Consider the following 16,093-nt stretch of genomic DNA (forward strand, 5'->3'; position numbering starts at 1 on the left):
GTGCGTGCCTCCCTGCCGCCGCCCGTTCCCGTCACAGATGGAGCGCGTCGGGGGCGTCGTCCTCCACGAGGAAGCCACCGGACTGGTGGTTCCAGAGCCGGGCGTAGGAGCCCTGGGCCTGGAGCAGCTCGCCGTGGGTGCCCTGCTCGACGACGCGTCCCCGGTCGAGCACGACCAGCCGGTCCATGCGGACGACGGTGCTGAGCCGGTGCGCCACCACGAGTGCCGTACGGTCCTGCATCAGCCGCCACAGGGCCTCCTGGATGAGGATCTCGCTTTCGGAGTCGAGGGCGCTGGTCGCCTCGTCCAGCAGCAGGACGGGGGCGTCCCGCAGGATGGCGCGCGCGAGCGCGATGCGCTGCCGCTGGCCGCCGGAGAGCTTGACGCCGCGCTCGCCGATCAGGGTGTCGAAGCCGTCCGGCAGCGACTCGACGAACTCCGTGACATGGGCCGCCCGCGCGGCCCGGAGGATCTCGGCGTCGGTGGCGCCCGGCCGGGCGAACGCGAGGTTCTCCCGTACGGACCGGTGGAACATCGCCGGTTCCTGCGGGACGTAGGCGATAAGACCGCGCAGGTCGGCCTGACGCAGGCGGGAGATGTCCTGACCGCCGATCAGGATCCTGCCTCCGTCCACGTCCATGAGACGCAGCAGCAGCCGGGTGAGGGTGCTCTTGCCACCGCCGGACCGGCCGACCAGCCCGATCTTGGTGCCGCCGGGAATGTCCAGGTCCAGGCCGTCGAACAGCGGCGCGCCGCCGGCGTACCCGAACCTCACCCGCTCGAAGCGGACGCTCGCGTCGGCCGGGCGGAGGGGCTGCGGGTCGGCCGGGTCCACCACCGTCGGCGGCCTGAGAAGCAACTCGGTGAACTGGGCGGCTTCGGTGAGCGAGCTCTCCATGCGCCGGTATGTCATGTTGAACTCGAACATGATGCCGATCGCGTTCGAGTAGTAGGTGAACGTCACGACGATGGCCTCCACGCCGAGGCCGCCCCGGAGCGCCGCGGCGAGGAGCAGGCCCACCGCGCTGGTGAGCACCGACATCGGGGCGACGACCATGTCCACCCTGAGGTTGTTGTAGTCCCAGGAACGGACGGACAGCCGGCGCTGCTCGGCGATCCTGGCCCGATGCTCGACCGCCTCGCGCGTCTCGGCGGCGAACGCGCGGACCGTCTCCATGTTGGACAGCACGTCGGCGACGTGACCCGACACCAGCACCTTGGCGGCCTCGCGCGCGTCGACCAGGGCCTGCCGGCGGCGGATGAGCGGAGCGACGACGACGCCGGTGACGACGATCAGGCCGACGAGGACGAGCACCAGCACCGGGTGGTACCGCCACAGCACCACCGAGGCGAAGGCCAGCGGCACCACCTTCGCCATGATCGAGGACGTGAGGGTGTCCATGAACTCCTCGAACCTGGAGGAGAATCCGAGCACCCTCTTGGTCAGCGAACCGGCGAAGTTGTCGTGGAAGAACGCGACGTCCTTGGCCAGCAGTTCGTCCATCCCCAGCACGCCGAGCCGCTCGATGCCCCGGGCGTCGGCGCGGTTCAGGAAGTGCATCCCCACCCGCCAGAACGCCTCACCCGCCAGCAGCAGCGCGCCGAAGCCGAGCACGTAGGGCAGCAGCACGTCGAAGGAGCCGTCCCGGCCGCCGGAGAGGCGCCCCACCAGGCCCGCCACCGCCAGCGGCGCCAGATAGAACAGGCAGATGTTCCCGATCGCCGGCAGCACCAGCGCGGGAACCGCGACCGGCCACTGCCGCCGCAGCTCGCCGCAGTAGTACCGCAATGCCAGCAGAAGCGCCGATCTGCGCGTGGATTGGCCGTCTTCGGCGTCGTTCGTCGATCCGAGCACAGCCATCAGCCCTCCCGAATGCCGATATCGCCGTGGTCATGCTGCCGCAGCCCGTACGGGAGGAGCGAACGATTTTCTCGGCACCCCGGCCAATAGGCGTGAGGGTCGACCTCACACAATGGCCGAAATCATCTGATCAACGACTTTTTCCGCGCGCGACCGGACGCTGGTCCAGCCGGGCGACCAAGGGCCAGGATCAGTCAGTTACCGCAGGTCACGCCTCACCCGTCAGGAGGCCAACCGGACAGGAGACACCGGTGCCAACGAGCCTGCAGTGGTCGTTGATGAAGGCACTATCGGAGTTTTGGCTTATGATCCGCAGACACGTCACGACCTACGATGCCTCGACTTGAGGTAATCGTTCACCCACTTCCTGCTACTACGCCACATGCCGTCGTCACCCTTGACCGCACGGAGTCGTCCCCGTGCGGCGGCCACGCGAAGCGCGTTTTCGGTAACGTCCCGCGTGGCGAGAGCGGGTAGTGGGACAAGCTTGACCGGACCGGCCACCGCCGGCATGACGAACCGGTACAGATTGTTCGCCTCGCCTGAATTAACCGAACCAAACAATCCGCTGCATGGTTGACGTCGCCTTCCTCACGCTATGTGCCCCTCGGCTCCTCGTGAGAGCTGCGAGCACGCGTCCCTTGATCAGGAACTACGGCTGGAGTACTGATCGGGAAGGAGCAGCGGACCGCCGTGGCCGGGCAGGCCCCGGTCGGCCGGGATCGTCTCCTCGTCCGCGCCGTCGGCCGAGATGCCCTGGCCCCGGGTCTGCTCGGCGAGGCGCCGATAGTAGGCCGAGACCGCGGCGAGCGCGTCACTCACCGCGGCCAGCAACGTGGCCCCCGCCCGCTCGACGACGTCGGCCTCGTGGATCTCGAACGCCCGGACCCCTTCCAGCACTGCGGTCTTCAGGTCACGCAGCAACTGGACGTCGCCGTGCATGTAGACGCGGCACATCGCGGTCACCCGGCCGAAGTCGTCCCCGCCGAGCAGCAGCCGCCTGACGGCGGACACCGAGTTCCGCACCAGCCCGGCGTCCGGCCGCGCGGACATGTCGGCGAGGCCGGTGTCGAAGGACCGGATGTCGAGGTGCGGGTCGCAGAATCCCGCGGTGAGCTGCCACAGGGTGCGCAGGTCGTCGTGCAGCAGCCCGTCCAGGTAGCTGACCAGGAACCGCCGGTGCGCCTCGACGACGTACTGCGCCTTGAAGGGCGTCAGCTCCCGGGGATCCTCGCCCGCGGTGGAGACCGTCGTGGTGAACCCGTAGTCGGCGGTCAGCGCGTTCTCCATGCCGACCAGCAGGTACACGAACCGTACCCAGGTGCGGAACAGCTCTTCCAGCGGCAGCGCGCGCAGGCCCTCCTCGGTGAGCACCACGCCCCACCGGGCGCCGAAGTGCAGCCGGCGCAGATGGCCGATCTGGTACATCGCGAGCTGGGCGTCGATCTCGGCGTGCGCGTGGTGCAGCACTTTCCGGTACGCCGCGGTCGCGTCGAGCCCGGCGTGGTTGCGGATGATGTGCGGCCCGCCGATGTGCAGGTGCAGGAACTCGCCGACGTCGAACACCGCGCCGCCGATCGCCATCCAGTAGCCCGCCTCGGCGGTGTTGTGCCGCGCCAGGTCCGACACCTCGAACCGGGGACCCTGCTGCGCGTGGCCCAGGTAGGTGGTGAAGACGTCCGTGCCCAGACGTCCGTCGGCCACCAGCCCGCGGAGGAACTCGCGGCCGTCGCCGGGCACGATGCCGATCAAGGCCTCGATCACGGAGACGGCGAACCGCGCGCTTCCGCACACGTAGACGAACGCGCCTCGGCCGCCGTCGCCGGTGGAGCGCAGCAGTTCCCACAGTTCGTCCGCCTCGGCGCGGATCACGTCGTCCACCCGGCGCCGCCGTCCGTCCCGGACGACGTGGCGCCGACCGTCGAAGCCGATCGCGGCGTCGGCGCGGGAGAACGCCACCGAGAGTCTCAGCCGGCCCGCGGCCGCCGCCGCGTCGAGGTCGGCGCGCTCGGCGAACTCCTCCGGCGTACGGATCCCGAGATAGAGCCGATTCTCGCCCGGCACCGTGTTGTCGCCCGGCACCATGTTGTCGGCGGGGCCGGTGCGCGCGGCGAGGAACCCCAGGAACGGAGCGATCCCGGAACCGGCCGCGAACATGACGACGGGCGTGGCGGGATCGGCCGGCGGCCGGAACCGGGGCGTGGAGACGATCCGCAGCGGCAGCCGCCGGCGGCCCTCGGCGCTCACCCGGCGCAGGAAGTGCGACGCCGTGCCCTGCCGTTCCCGTGGGTACGACCACGGCGTCTGGGCGGAGGTGTAGCCGAGGCCGGCGACCACCAGCTTCAGTGTGGTGGCCGGTTCGCCCGGCGGCGGAGCCGAGGCGATCGAGTACAGCCGGAACGGCTCGGGCGGAACGACCGCGCAGAACGCGTCGTCCTCGTGGGGATCGGCCTTCCACAGCCGGGTGACGTCATACCCGCCCGCGTACAACAGATTGAGGACGTCCCACAGCTCCCACTGGTCCTCCATGCGGGCGTCGACCACGCGCCGCCACGCGCCGACGGCTGTGAGCTTCACCAGCCGTTTCGCCACCTCCCGTCCGATCGGGCGGAGCCGGGCGAAGCGCAGCAGCGTCCGCAGCGGCAGCACGTCGGCCTCGCCGTAGCCCTCACGGCAGGCCACCGCCGCCCGCCACTCCGGGGTGAGCCGCACGAGTTCGTCGCCGGTCGCCTGCAGGGCGGCGACCGTACGGCGCACCAGATCGTCGTCGTTCTCGGACAGCACGCCGACCCGGTCGCCGGGCAGATGGTGCACGCCCTGCCCGGTGACGTCGATCTCCAGGTGACAGGTCCAGGCGCCGGACTCCGCGGTGACGACACGGCCCCGGCGGGCGGTCCCGAACACCACCGGCGGGCCCACCGGCGGGCGGCGCTCGTCGCGGACGACGGCCAGCTCGCCGTCCACCTTGTCCCAGGTCCGGTCCTTGAACAGGCCGGTGAACCGGGCCCCGGTGGTCACCTGCCGGCCGACCTTGAACGCCACCTCCAGGAAGCCGTACGCCTTGACGCGGTGCAGGCCCATCCAGCCGCGGTCGCCCAGATAGGCGTCGAGCACGGCGTTGTAGACACCGCGCAGGGTGCTGTTGCGGGTGTCCTCGACATACCGGCGCACCGACACCTCGCGCAACGCGGCCACCAGCTCCTGCCAGTGCCGCGGGAAGAACCCGGCGAGGTACGTGCTCTGCCGCCCGACCAGCGAGTCGTAGTCACGGCGTTCGAGGAACGCGTCCAGCGCGTGGATCTGCGGCTGCGCGGTGCCGCTCGGGCTGGGCGCGCCGTCGAAGATGGGGACGCCCGCCGTGCCGACCGTCTTGGCCCACAGCACCTGGTCGAGCGGATGCCGCCCGCGGGGGTTGGGATCGATCTGCGGATAGATGGCCTGGGTGACGTGCCGCAGCCGGTCGAGGATCACCAGGAGCGCGGCCTCCAGGGCCGCCGGGTCGTCCGCGACGACGGCCTCCTGGGCGTCCAGCATGGCGCCCAGCACGGGCGTGAGCCCCATCGCGAACTCGGTGGTGACCAGGTAGAAGACCCGCTCCGCCGCGTTGTCCCAGGTCGGGACCAGCAGCTCCATGTTGTCCAGCGCCCGTGGCCCGGCCGGGTCGCGCAGCCGCCAGTTGTAGAAGAACAGGTCGATGTAGGAGACGGCCGGGATCTCCTTGCCGAGGCGGCGCGAGACCGTGGTCCACGGCCGCAGCAGCGACTCGGGCAGGGCGGCCGGCGGATCGGTCGCCATGTACTGGTAGGCGTGGGCGAAGACGCCGAGCAGGGTCGAGGCGCGGAGCAGGTAGCGGTCGGGCAACGCCTCGGGCCGCGCGTCGAGCACCGGCATCGTGTCGAACGCCCGGCGCAGCGCCAGCCGGCGGAACAGGCCGGGAAGCCGGCCGCTCATCTCGTCCCAGGCCCGGTGCGAGTCCGGGAAGGCCGTCAGCGGCGGCTCGGCCGGCAGGAACCCGTGCGCGAGCGAGAGGAACCCGTCGAGTTCGTGCCCCACCGCCCGGTTGTGCGCCTCGGCGGCCTCCACCACGCGTCGTGCGGGCAGGCGCGGCGGCGCGACCGGCCGGAGCATGGTCAGCTGCCCCGGATCGATGAGCCCCGTCGCCTCCGGGTCGAGGAACATCCAGGTCAGCTCGTAGCGGCCGATGCGCAGGCGGTCGCCGGGGACGAGCACCCGTCGCGTCACCCGCGCGTCGTTGACGTAGGTTCCGTTGGAGCTGCCGAGATCGGTCAGCACCAGGTGGCCGTCGACGATCTCCAGCCTCGCGTGGCGCCGGGAGACCATGCCGTCGTCCAGCACCACGGCAGCCGCGCCGCTGTCCCGGCCGAGAGTCGCCGGCAGTGTGCACACCCGCTCGCTGCTCTCGCGGGTGTGCCGGTCGGTGAGGATCAGCCTGAGCTCAGGAATGGTAGATCACCGCACGACACAGATCGGCCCGGGACAGCGTGCCCACGAGGGTGCCGTCGTCGACGACGGGAAGCCGCCGGATCCCGCGGTCGATCATCACGATCGCGGCGCGGGCGAGTTCGTCGGCCGGGCGGACCGTCGCCGCGTCGCGTACGACGAGGGGGTCGACGACCCGGTCGGCCAGGGTGCGGCCCCGCTCCAGGAAGATTTGGAAGGCGTCGGCGAGGGTGCCGCCGCCGGCGGTCACGTCGTCGAAGGCGGGCAGCATGGCGCGCACCAGATCCTCCTCGGACAGCGACCCGGCGAACCGGCCGTCGTGGTCCAGGACCATCAGCTGGCCGACCTCCGACACACTGAGCATTTCGGCCGCCCGCCGGATGGTCGCGCCGAGTCGTATATAGGCCGGGAACGCCGTCATGACGTCGCTGACCAGCACGCAACCTCCCAGGCCCGTCTTACGGTCGCCCCGAACAATCGGTTAACTGGCCATTTAGATATCCGAAAACGATTATTGGCGAGTATAAATCCATCCGGAATGCGTGTACACCCTGAAAGCCGAGAGCCGCCCCCGGTGGTGCAAGGGGCGGCTCGGTCTTCCGGCTTCCGGATCCGCTGAGGCCCGTCTGCCTCTGTCTGACTTACCGGTCTCCGGCCTTACCGGTGTCCGGTCTTAGCGGTATCCGGCGGCGACGATGTTCGCCTGCACCGCGTCCTCGGTGGCGTTCGTCGGGTAGCCGGAGGTCATCACACCCTCGTAGAAGGTGCCGGCGGCGCCGTGGCTGTTGTCACCCCCGATGCCGAGGATGATGGCGCCCTCCTTCTTCATCGGGTTGTAGCCCGAGGCGTTGGGCCGCTTGCCGTCGTAGAAGGTGCCGAGGCCGCCGGACTGCGCGTTGCCGCCGCGGATGGCCCAGTGGTTCGGCTCGCCCTTGATGATCGCCGTCAGGTAGCGGTGGCTGATGCTCGGGTCACCCGCGTTGTAGCCCGTGTTCACCCCGGAGAACAGGCCGTTCTCCAGGTCGGCCATGATCCACGGACCGTTGCCGGCGCCGTAGCCCCAGACCTTGATGTTGCCGAAGTAGATGGCCTCCATGGTGCCGTTGCCGTTGTCACGGCTGTTGGTCTCGGCGTTGCCGTAGTCGAAGCAGCAGCCGCCGTTGTAGTGGGTGCCGTCGAAGATGGCGTACATGCCCTCCGGCTGGTCGCCCTTCGCGACGCCGTTGGTGGTGTTGTTGCGGTAGCCGACGCCGGGATCGACGTAGACGCCGTACGCCTTGCTGCCGTAGACGGTGGTCGGCGCCTTGGTCGCGGTCGCGAGGTTGTCGTACCCGCCCGCGGCCGGGCCCGAGAAGCCTCCGGGAGGCGCCTGGGTGAGGCGGTTGTTGCGACCGGACTGGTCGTAGATGATCGTGATCAGACAGGTCGTGTTCGCGCAGAACGAGTCCTGCGCGGCGGCGTTGGCGGCGCCGCCGGCGCTCAGCACGCCGATGTCCCGGGTGGTGTTGTCCGAGGCGCGGCGCACCTGGTAGAGCGCGCCGTTGTAACTGCCGTACAGAGCGCGGGTCGTGCTGTGCGCCGCGACGCACGGGGTGCCGCCCGCGGCGTAGATGTCACACGGCCGGTTGCCCGCCGGTGACGAGGGCGACGTTGAAGGCGACGCCGAGGGAGACGCCGAAGGGGACGACGAGGGCGAGCCGCCGGGGGACGGAGAGGTGACGCCGCCGGTGCAGGTCACGCCGTTGAGGGCGAAGCTCGCCGGCTTCGGGTTGGAGCCGCTGAAGCTCCCGTTGAACCCGAACTCGGTGCTGCCGCCGCTGGGGATGGCGCCGTTGTAGGAGACGTTGGTGACCGTGACCTGGGAGCCCGACTGGGTGTAGGTGCCGTTCCACAGCTGGGTGATGGTCTGCCCGGCGGGGAACGCCCAGGTCAGCCTCCAGCCGTTGATCGGGTCACCGAGATTGTTAACGCTAACATTCGCGTTGAAGCCGCCCGGCCATTCACTGGACACCGTGTAGGTGACCTGACATCCGGCCGCGGCGGCCGAGGCCGTGTGCGTCCCCGCAACACCGGCGCCGGCCACCAGAAGGGCGGCGACGGCGGCGGCAGAGAGCCTCAGGCGCCGACGTAATGAACTGACATTTCGCACAGGTGTTTCCCATTCTCCGAGATGTGCGCGTTCTCCGCGGCGCCACTGCCGCGGGCGATCAGGCCACCCCTTGGGAGTCGGTCCATATCCGCGTTGTTGTTAGCGCTAACATTTTTCGGCCGATCACGGATGCGGCTCCGTTCATGGTGGTGGTGTGCTGCCGAGCCAATCCCGGCGCGCGGCATCAGTCAATCAGCCGGGCTCTTGGCCTCGCCTCCCGCGCGGCCGTTGACCCTGTTGAAGTGGAACGATGAACCGCGGCGAAGACCGGCGGTTCCCACTTGAGGTGAAAGTTTCAGTCCTCCGACCATTCAAGGGCCGGAGAGGCGTGTGCGCAGGAAAACATCATAACAATGATGACCGGTTATCGGACCTTTCCGCCAAATATCGGGTCGCGGCCGATTCGCGTTACCGGGTCGCGCGCACGGCCGACACCACCGGCGAGACCGGACCCGGCACCCGGCTCGGAGCGGTGTGTCAGGGCCGGGTGAGGAACTCCGCCGTCGTCGTCACGAAGCGGCGGGCGTCGTCGAGCCAGGGGAAGTGTCCCGCTCCCGGCTGTACGGCGAACTCGGCGTGCGGGAACAGCGCGGCGAACTCGGCGATGACGCCCGGCGGCGTGTTCAGGTCTCGGGGGTGGACGCCTCGGGGGGATACCAGCCGGACGTGAGCAGCGACTTGCCGGTCCAGGAGGCCGTACCGATCAGGATCTTGCCCATCCCCCGACCGTAGGGCTCCGCGCGCCGTCGTGGGCGCCGCTCCGGCCGGAAAGGCGTCTGCCGAGGCGCTGGCCCGGCGCCTCCACGAGGCGGTACGTCACGTGGCCGAGCGCCACCGTGGCGAGGAAGAACAGCGGCAGGTTCGGCGCGATCCGCAGGAGGAGCGGGTGCAGCAGGTAGAGCGAGAAGCTGATCACTCCGAGGTGGGTGAGCCACCGGGGGAACGCCCGGCCCCGCAGGGCGAAGGTGGCCAGGAAACAGGCCACGGCGAGCACGATCGCCACCGTGTGCGTGGGATCGTCCTCGGCGACCACCGCGCAGGCCAGGACGGCCAGCAGGGCCGCCGCGGCCGTACGCCACCGGATCGCTCCGCACTCGGCCCGGTGGACGGCCGTCCCGGCGAACATCGCCGCCGCGATGACCAGTCCCTGTCCGGCGCCGCCCCGGCTGCCCAGCACGACGAGCGCCACACCGAGGAGGCCCCCGATCACCGCCGCCACCCTGCGGACGGCGCCGTACGGGCCCGCGGACGCCACGATGACCAGCACGACGGCGACCGCGAGGACCAGAGCGGCGGCGCCCGCCCGGCCGTTGATCGTCGCGCGCGGCAGCAGCAGGCCGAGGGGCACCGCGGCGAGCGCCAGGACGACGGCGATCGGCGTCGGCCGATGTGCCTGCCGTACGGCGAACAACCCGGCGACCATCAGGTAGAACGCCATCTCGTAGGAGAGCGTCCACATCACGCCGATCACGGCGGGCAGGCCGAGCAGTTCCTGCAGCATCGTGAGGTTGCCGAGGGCGACGAGCGCCAGTGGACGCCGGTTCAGGTCGGGTGACGGCACGAACGCGCCGGCGTACGCGAGGAGCAGCGCGAGGACGAGCGCGGTGAGCAGCAGGGGCAGCAGCCGGAAGGCCCGGCCGGTCCAGAAGGCCCGCAGGTCGCCGCGCCGTTCCAGGGAGGCCGGGATGATGTATCCGCTGACCAGGAAGAACGCGAAGACGCCCCAGGTGCCGACGTCGACGGTGCCGTCCACTTTCGCCCAGAACTCCGGGACGAAGGTCCAGGCCCCGTGGTGCAGTGCCACACCCAGCGCGGCGACTCCGCGCAACGCGTCGAGCCATGCCAGCCGAGAGGGGTTCGCCGCCATTCAGGTGACTTTAGCCCGCCTTACGCACGCTGAAGTCGTCGAACGAGACGGTGACCGCGCCGCCTCCGGCCTCGGGCACATGAGCGCTCGACAGCACCGCCCGCGTCGTGCGCCGGTCCGAGGGCATGGCGTCGCCGTACAGCAGGCTCCCGCCCTTGGGACCCGCGTCGCCGCCGCGGGACGCGTACAAGACCCCGCCCACGACGAGCACGGCCGGCGCTCCCGCCGCGAGGCCGATGAGCCATCGCCGCCGAGCAGGCGGGTTCCCGGTGTCCGCGCCTGCCGGGATCGCGCCGCCGGAGACGACCGTACGGGCCGGATCGTCCGGTGCTTGAGTGAACGGTGCTGTGGTGAACGCTGACGTGGTGGCAGGTGAGGCGGTGGCAGGCGAGGTGGCGGCCGTGGCCGTGTCGTCGCCGGTGAGGGCGCGCAGCAGGGCGGAGGCGGCCGGCCGGACGGCGGGATCCTTCGCCAGGCACCCTCCAGCAGCGGGCGGAAGTCGGCGGGCACGCCGGACAGGTCGGGCTCATGGACCGAGATGGCCATCAGGACGGCCGGAACGGTCGGCCCGGCGAAGGGCAGCCGCCCGGTCGCGGCGTACGCGATCGTCACGGCCCAACTGAAGACGTCGGAGGCGGGGCCGGGCCGCTGCCCGTACGCGGGCCGTCCCCGGCGACTGCCGTCGCCAGCGAGGGGTACGGGCGGCGGGGGATGGGCCAGTGCCGCGGTACGGCGAGCGAGTCGTCGGAGGCCTCGGGGGCCCGGCGGGCCCCACGACACGAACGCCGGGCGGCCGTGAGCGCCGGTCATCCGCCTCGCTGAGCCGGACGGGGGCGGACCTCGCAGTCCGGCATGCCCGCCAGCACGGCGGCGAGTTGCCGGGCGTTGGTCTGCGCGTAGTCGCGGTAGCAGTTGTTCATCAGCACGTGCGTGGTGGTCGCCTCGGCACCCAGATCACGCAGTCTCGGCGCCCACCGCTCCAGCTCCTCCGGCGAGTAGTGGTAGCCGAAGCGCTCGTGGGTGTCGTGACTGGTCCACTTGTCGCTGTGCCCGTGGAAGCGCACGACCTCGAGGTCGGAGGTGGCCGCGACGACCGGCGGGACCGAGTCCGGATAGCCCTGCGGCATGTCCACGCACACGTACGGCAGCCCGTACGACCGGAGGAAGTCGAGGGTCTCGGCCCGGTTCTCCTCGCTCATCCAGGTGTGGTTGCGGAACTCCACGGAAATCCGCAGCGGCTCGCAGCGCCGCTTGCACTCCAGGATGTAGTGCTTGTTCGCCCGGCCGATCGGGAACCACCGGGGGAACTGGAAGAGCACCGACCCGAGCTTGCCCGCCTCCCGCAGCGGCAGCAGGGCGCTGAGGAACCGCTCCCAGACCTGCTCGACGATCCGGGGATCGAGGTCGCGGGCGTACAGGTTCTTCCCGGCGCCACTCGGCCGCAGGTCCTTCGGCAGCGCGGCCGGCCGGGTGGGATGCCGCGTGAGCAGGGAGAACGCCTTGACGTCGAAGGTGAACCCCGGGGGCGTGCGCTCGGCCCACAGCCGTACGGTGGCCTCGGCGGGCGGCGCGTAGTAGGTCGAGTCGACCTCCACCAGCGGAAACTCGCCCGCGTAGTGGCGTAGGCGTTCCTCGGGTGTCGTGACGTCGGGCGGGTACCACCCGGACTCCAGCAGCGTCTTGTCGGTCCACGACGCCGTGCCGACCAGGATCTCCCCCATATTTCACGATAAGTCAGGAGAGGTGTGTCGGTTGTGACACGTGAAGCGTCTGCGGGTCTATGATGTTGGAAAATAAAGCGGCCCCGGCGTGCGGCGGTCGCCGGCCGAAGCGCACCGGAGGTGGCCGATGCTGTCGACCTGGGCCATGGAGACGTTCGGGCCGCGCGCCGGGCAGATCCGCCGCGGCGTGGCCGAGGCGCTGACGGTCGCCCTGGAGAACGCCCAGGACGCCCAGCAGACGGCGCGGACGCGGCATCTGCATCCGTTCGGCTTCACGATGATGTCGCGCAAGTTCGAGGCGCTGGCCCGCGCGTTCGCGGACATGGCCGACGTCGAGATCGTCAAGCCGCCGGGCTCTCAGCACGAGCTCGTCGTCCTCGGCGGCAACCTGCTCTTCCCCTTCCGCTACGCGAAGGACCGGTCGGTCGGCGTCGTGAACGCCCGGATCGGCGACGGCAGGCCGTCGGGGCTGGTCCAGGCGTTGTTCACCCGCTTCGGCCCGCGGCCCTGGACCGAGCAGCTGACGCTGGGCGGCGCCGAGGACGGCATGCCCGAGCCGGTCACCCCGGCCGCCCGGGCGCTGACGCAGCTGCCCGAGGGCACCCGCCTGGTGCTCATCGCGTACGCGTGCAACGCCGGGGCCGGGCTGCTCGACGCGTGGTGGGGCGAGGCCGAGCTGCTCGACCGCACCGGCACCCTGCGCTGGCACCACTACGAGGAGATCCCCCTCGCCGGGGCCGCCCTCGCGGGAACCCTGCCCACCGGAACCCTGCCCGCCGGGACGTTGTCCATCGAGACGCCGCCCGTATTCTCCGGGGGCGCGATGCCCGCCCCCGAGATGAACGCCCGCTCGCCGTACGAGCGCGCGGCGGCCCTGCCGCCGGAGAGCGAGGCGCCGGCGGAGGCGCCGGACGTCGCCGATGAAGGACGATAGCGAGCCCAGCCCGCAGGCGGTGGCGGACGCCTTCGACGGGACCCGGCTCACCCAGGCCAGACGGCTCGCCGCGCTGACCAAGAAGGAGGTGGCCGAGCGCGTCGGCGTGTCACCCGCGGCGGTCGGCCAGTACGAGGCCGGGATCACCCGGCCGCGCCCCGACCTGGTCCCCCTCCTCGCCGAGGTGCTCGCGGTCCCCGCGGCGTTCTTCCTGCCGGGCCGCCCGCACGGCAAGCTCGACGGCTCTATGGCGCACTTCCGCAGCCTGCGCTCCACCCGCGCCTACCAGCGGGCCAAGGCCGTGGCCTTCGTCGAGCAGGTCTGGGAGCTGACGTACGCGCTGGAGAAGCGGGTGCGGCTCCCCTTCGTCGACCTGCCGGGCTTCGCCGGGGGCGAGGTCGACTCCGGCACCGCCCTCCCCCGCGATCCCGTGGGCGCGGCCCGCGCGCTGCGGGAACACTGGGGTCTCGGCGCCGGGCCGGTCAGTCACCTGGTGCGGCACATGGAGTCGCGGGGAATCGTCGTCGTCTTCCCCCGCGCCGACGAGGACGCGGTCACGGTCGACGCCTTCTCCACCTCCAGCCTGCCCCGGCCCATCGTCGTCCTGACGCCCAACCGCTTCGACGACGTCTACCGGCACCGCTTCACCGCCGCCCACGAACTGGGCCACCTCGTCCTACACGGCGACGCGGCGGCCGGGGACAGCCAGCAGGAACGCGAGGCCGACTCCTTCGCCGCCGAGTTCCTCACGCCGCGCGACAGCATCGGGCCGAGCCTGCCCGCCCGCGCCGACCTGCGGCGGCTGGCCGAGCTGCGCCGCGTCTGGGGGGTGTCGGTCGACTCGCTGCTCTACCGGTGCCGGGAGGTCGGGCTGCTCTCCGACTCGGCGGCCGGCCGGGCCTGGCAGCGGCTCGCCGCGCTGCGCGACCAGCCGGGCTTCGCGGCCGAGCCGGTGTCGGGCCACCCCGGCGAGCAGCCCGTGCTGCTGGCCCGCGCCTTCGAGATGGCGGCGGCCGAGGCCCGGCTGACCGTGCCCGCGCTCGCGCGGGAGCTCGCCTGGCCGCCGGCGCGGGTGCGCGAGCTCATCGGCCTCCCCGGTCACCGCCCGGAGCTGAGACTGGTCCTCTGACCAGGGACGCCCGCTCCGCCGGCCGCCGCAGCAGCGCCGCGCCGAGAGCGCCGAGCAGCGCCGTCGCGGCGAGGACCAGCATGGTCTCCCGGAAGCCCGTGAGCGCGGATCCGGCGGCCGCGCCGCGGGTCGTGAGGAACGTCACCAGCAGCGCGATCCCGAACGACCCGGCCAGCCGCTGCACGACGCTGAACAGCGTGTTCGCGTCCGGGACGCGCTCGGGCGGCAGCCCGCCCAGCAGCGAGACGACCAGGGGCTGACTGGTGAACCCGATCGCCAGGCCGCGCCCGCACAGCAGGAGCGTGGTCAGCCAGACGGGCGTGCCGGCCGACAGCAACGCCATGAGCCCGGTCGTGACCGCGAGGAACAGCATGCCGGCCACCACCACGAACCGCACCGAGAAGCGCTCCGCCATCGTGGTGCCCGCGGCGGCCGACACTCCCATCGCCAGCCCCTGCGGCAGGAGCGCGAGCCCGGTGACGAGGCCGGTGTGGTGCTGGATCGTCTGGAGATACAACGGCGCGATGAACAGCACGGCGAACAGCACGACACTCGACACCGCGCACAGGGCGAGCGTGAGCGCCCGTACGGGATCTCGCGCCAGGTCGAGCGCCAGAGCGGCCTGCGGCCGGCGGCGCGCCCACAGCACGTAGGCGGCCAGGAGCGCCAGGCCGGCCGGCCAGGAGGGGGTGGCCCACCCGTGCGCCGCCGCGCGCTCCACGCCGTAGGTGGTCAGGCCGAGCCCCGCCGCCAGCAGGACCAGCCCGGGCAGGTCCGGCCGTACGGCCCGGTCGCCCCTCGCGCCGAGGCCGGCCCGGCGGGCCGCCAGCGCGCCGGGCAGGGCGAGCAGCCCGACCGGCAGGTTGACCAGGAAGATGGAGCGCCAGCCGTACGCGCCGATCAGCAGGCCGCCCAGGGAGACGCCCAGCGCGGGCGCGGCGAAGAACGCGAGACCGGCGGTGAGCGGCACCCTGCCGCCCGCCCCCTCGGTGGCGCCTCCCTGTCCGATGAGCAGGCCGATCGCCAGCGGGACCAGGGGCGCTCCGGCGAGGCCCTGCACGACCCGGAAGCAGATCAGCATGCCGGCGTCCGCGCTGAGCGCGCACGCGGCGGAGGAGATCGTGAACAGGGCGAGGCTCGCGGCGTACGTCGGCACCAGGCCGAAGCGTCTGGCCAGGTACGACGTGGCGGCCAGGCCGATCGCCAGGGCGAGCAGGTAGCCGCTCACCGCCCACTGGACGACCTCCAGCGGACGGCCCAGCTCGCGGACGAGATCCGGCACCGCGAGGTTGACCACCGACGAGTCGATCATCGAGAGCACCGGCCCCGCGACGAGGCCGGCGGACATGAGGCGGGTGGGTGCCGCGCCCGCCGCGCCGGTCACTCCGTCTCCTCCGGCACCGTCTCCTCCGGCACCGCCTCCTCCAGCACCGCCTCCAGCTCGGTCAGCCAGAGCAGCTCCAGCCGGAGCCGTTCGACGGTGAAGGCGAGGACGCGCTCACCCCAGGGCGCGTGCCCGGCGGCGGCGGCCAGCTCCTCCTGCAGGGCCAGCTCGTGTTCGACGCGCTCCCGCCTGACCTCGACGATCCTGCGCCGGTCGGCGACGGGCAGCAGGTCGAACAGGCCGACCCTGACCTGGAACTCCTCGTCCTTCACCAGCACCTGGGGATCGGCGGTGCGCAGCAGCGCCAGCAGGCGTTCCCGCCCCTTGCCGGTGATCCGGTAGACGGTCCGCGGCGGACGGCCGGGCGCCACCTCCTCGGCGATCTTCTCGATCTCCCCCCGCTGCTCGAAGCGGCGCAGCGCGGGATAGAGCGTGTTGTTGTTGAGAAGACCGCCCGTGAGGCGCTCCATGTACTTCTTGATCTCATAACCGTGCTTCGGCGCGGTGAGCAGGCCGCGCAGGATCATTATGTCGGAGTACACGCGTCCAACATAACCTAGGTTAATCTAACCTTCCAGCCCGGCGTG

At 71.4% G+C, this 16,093-nt stretch carries 11 protein-coding genes; 2 read left to right on the forward strand and 9 right to left on the reverse strand.

Features of this window, described 5'->3' with window-relative positions:
- Positions 1-31: 31 nt before the first annotated feature.
- From OG344_RS06610 to OG344_RS06640, 7 genes are all read right to left on the reverse strand, one after another.
- Positions 32-1,861: an ABC transporter ATP-binding protein gene (locus OG344_RS06610; RefSeq protein WP_405087427.1), complete on the reverse strand. Its 1,830-nt coding sequence runs from the start codon at positions 1,859-1,861 to the stop codon at positions 32-34.
- A gap of 645 nt (positions 1,862-2,506) precedes the next feature.
- Positions 2,507-6,268: an FHA domain-containing protein gene (locus tag OG344_RS06615; RefSeq protein ID WP_405087428.1), complete on the reverse strand. Its 3,762-nt coding sequence runs from the start codon at positions 6,266-6,268 to the stop codon at positions 2,507-2,509.
- Positions 6,269-6,317: 49 nt separating this feature from the next.
- Complete coding sequence (locus OG344_RS06620) at positions 6,318-6,761, reverse strand: HPP family protein (protein ID WP_405087429.1); 444 nt, start codon at positions 6,759-6,761, stop codon at positions 6,318-6,320.
- Between the two features lie 234 nt (positions 6,762-6,995).
- The gene (locus tag OG344_RS06625) at positions 6,996-8,471 is read right to left on the reverse strand and encodes an arabinofuranosidase catalytic domain-containing protein (protein ID WP_405087430.1); all 1,476 of its coding nucleotides are present in this window, start codon (positions 8,469-8,471) and stop codon (positions 6,996-6,998) included.
- A gap of 703 nt (positions 8,472-9,174) precedes the next feature.
- Entirely contained in the window at positions 9,175-10,338 is a 1,164-nt protein-coding gene (locus OG344_RS06630; protein ID WP_405087431.1) for an acyltransferase family protein, read from the reverse strand.
- A gap of 10 nt (positions 10,339-10,348) precedes the next feature.
- Positions 10,349-10,549: a hypothetical protein gene (locus OG344_RS06635; RefSeq protein ID WP_405087432.1), complete on the reverse strand. Its 201-nt coding sequence runs from the start codon at positions 10,547-10,549 to the stop codon at positions 10,349-10,351.
- Between the two features lie 595 nt (positions 10,550-11,144).
- A complete protein-coding gene (locus OG344_RS06640; protein ID WP_405087433.1) occupies positions 11,145-12,059 on the reverse strand; it encodes a DUF72 domain-containing protein in 915 nt (304 codons plus the stop codon).
- 127 nt (positions 12,060-12,186) lie between these two features.
- Here OG344_RS06640 and OG344_RS06645 point away from each other — a divergent pair, with 127 nt between their 5' ends.
- Both OG344_RS06645 and OG344_RS06650 read left to right on the forward strand, forming a co-directional pair.
- The gene (locus OG344_RS06645) at positions 12,187-12,993 is read left to right on the forward strand and encodes a hypothetical protein (protein ID WP_327048415.1); all 807 of its coding nucleotides are present in this window, start codon (positions 12,187-12,189) and stop codon (positions 12,991-12,993) included.
- Entirely contained in the window at positions 12,980-14,122 is a 1,143-nt protein-coding gene (locus OG344_RS06650) for a helix-turn-helix domain-containing protein (protein ID WP_405087434.1), read from the forward strand. Before OG344_RS06645 ends, OG344_RS06650 begins: the two co-directional genes overlap by 14 nt.
- Here the strand turns inward: OG344_RS06650 and OG344_RS06655 are convergent.
- On the reverse strand, positions 14,076-15,506 hold the full coding sequence (locus tag OG344_RS06655; RefSeq protein WP_405087435.1) for a DHA2 family efflux MFS transporter permease subunit: 1,431 nt from the start codon (positions 15,504-15,506) through the stop codon (positions 14,076-14,078). The two genes, OG344_RS06650 and OG344_RS06655, sit on opposite strands and share 47 nt — an antisense overlap.
- Entirely contained in the window at positions 15,503-16,048 is a 546-nt protein-coding gene (locus OG344_RS06660) for a PadR family transcriptional regulator (protein ID WP_405087436.1), read from the reverse strand. The genes OG344_RS06655 and OG344_RS06660 overlap by 4 nt, the downstream gene beginning before the upstream one ends.
- Positions 16,049-16,093 lie beyond the last annotated feature (45 nt).

It is taken from the genome of Microbispora sp. NBC_01389 (assembly GCF_045040095.1).
In the GTDB taxonomy this organism is placed as follows: Bacteria; Actinomycetota; Actinomycetes; order Streptosporangiales; family Streptosporangiaceae; genus Microbispora.

Excerpts from the sequence above, each read along its gene's own strand:
- OG344_RS06610 (WP_405087427.1), bottom strand. The coding sequence starts at position 1,861 with ATGGCTGTGCTCGGATCGACGAACGACGCCGAAGACGGCCAATCCACG.
- OG344_RS06630 (WP_405087431.1), bottom strand. The coding sequence starts at position 10,338 with ATGGCGGCGAACCCCTCTCGGCTGGCATGGCTCGACGCGTTGCGCGGA.
- OG344_RS06640 (WP_405087433.1), bottom strand. The coding sequence starts at position 12,059 with ATGGGGGAGATCCTGGTCGGCACGGCGTCGTGGACCGACAAGACGCTG.
- OG344_RS06645 (WP_327048415.1), top strand. The coding sequence starts at position 12,187 with ATGCTGTCGACCTGGGCCATGGAGACGTTCGGGCCGCGCGCCGGGCAG.
- OG344_RS06650 (WP_405087434.1), top strand. The coding sequence starts at position 12,980 with ATGAAGGACGATAGCGAGCCCAGCCCGCAGGCGGTGGCGGACGCCTTC.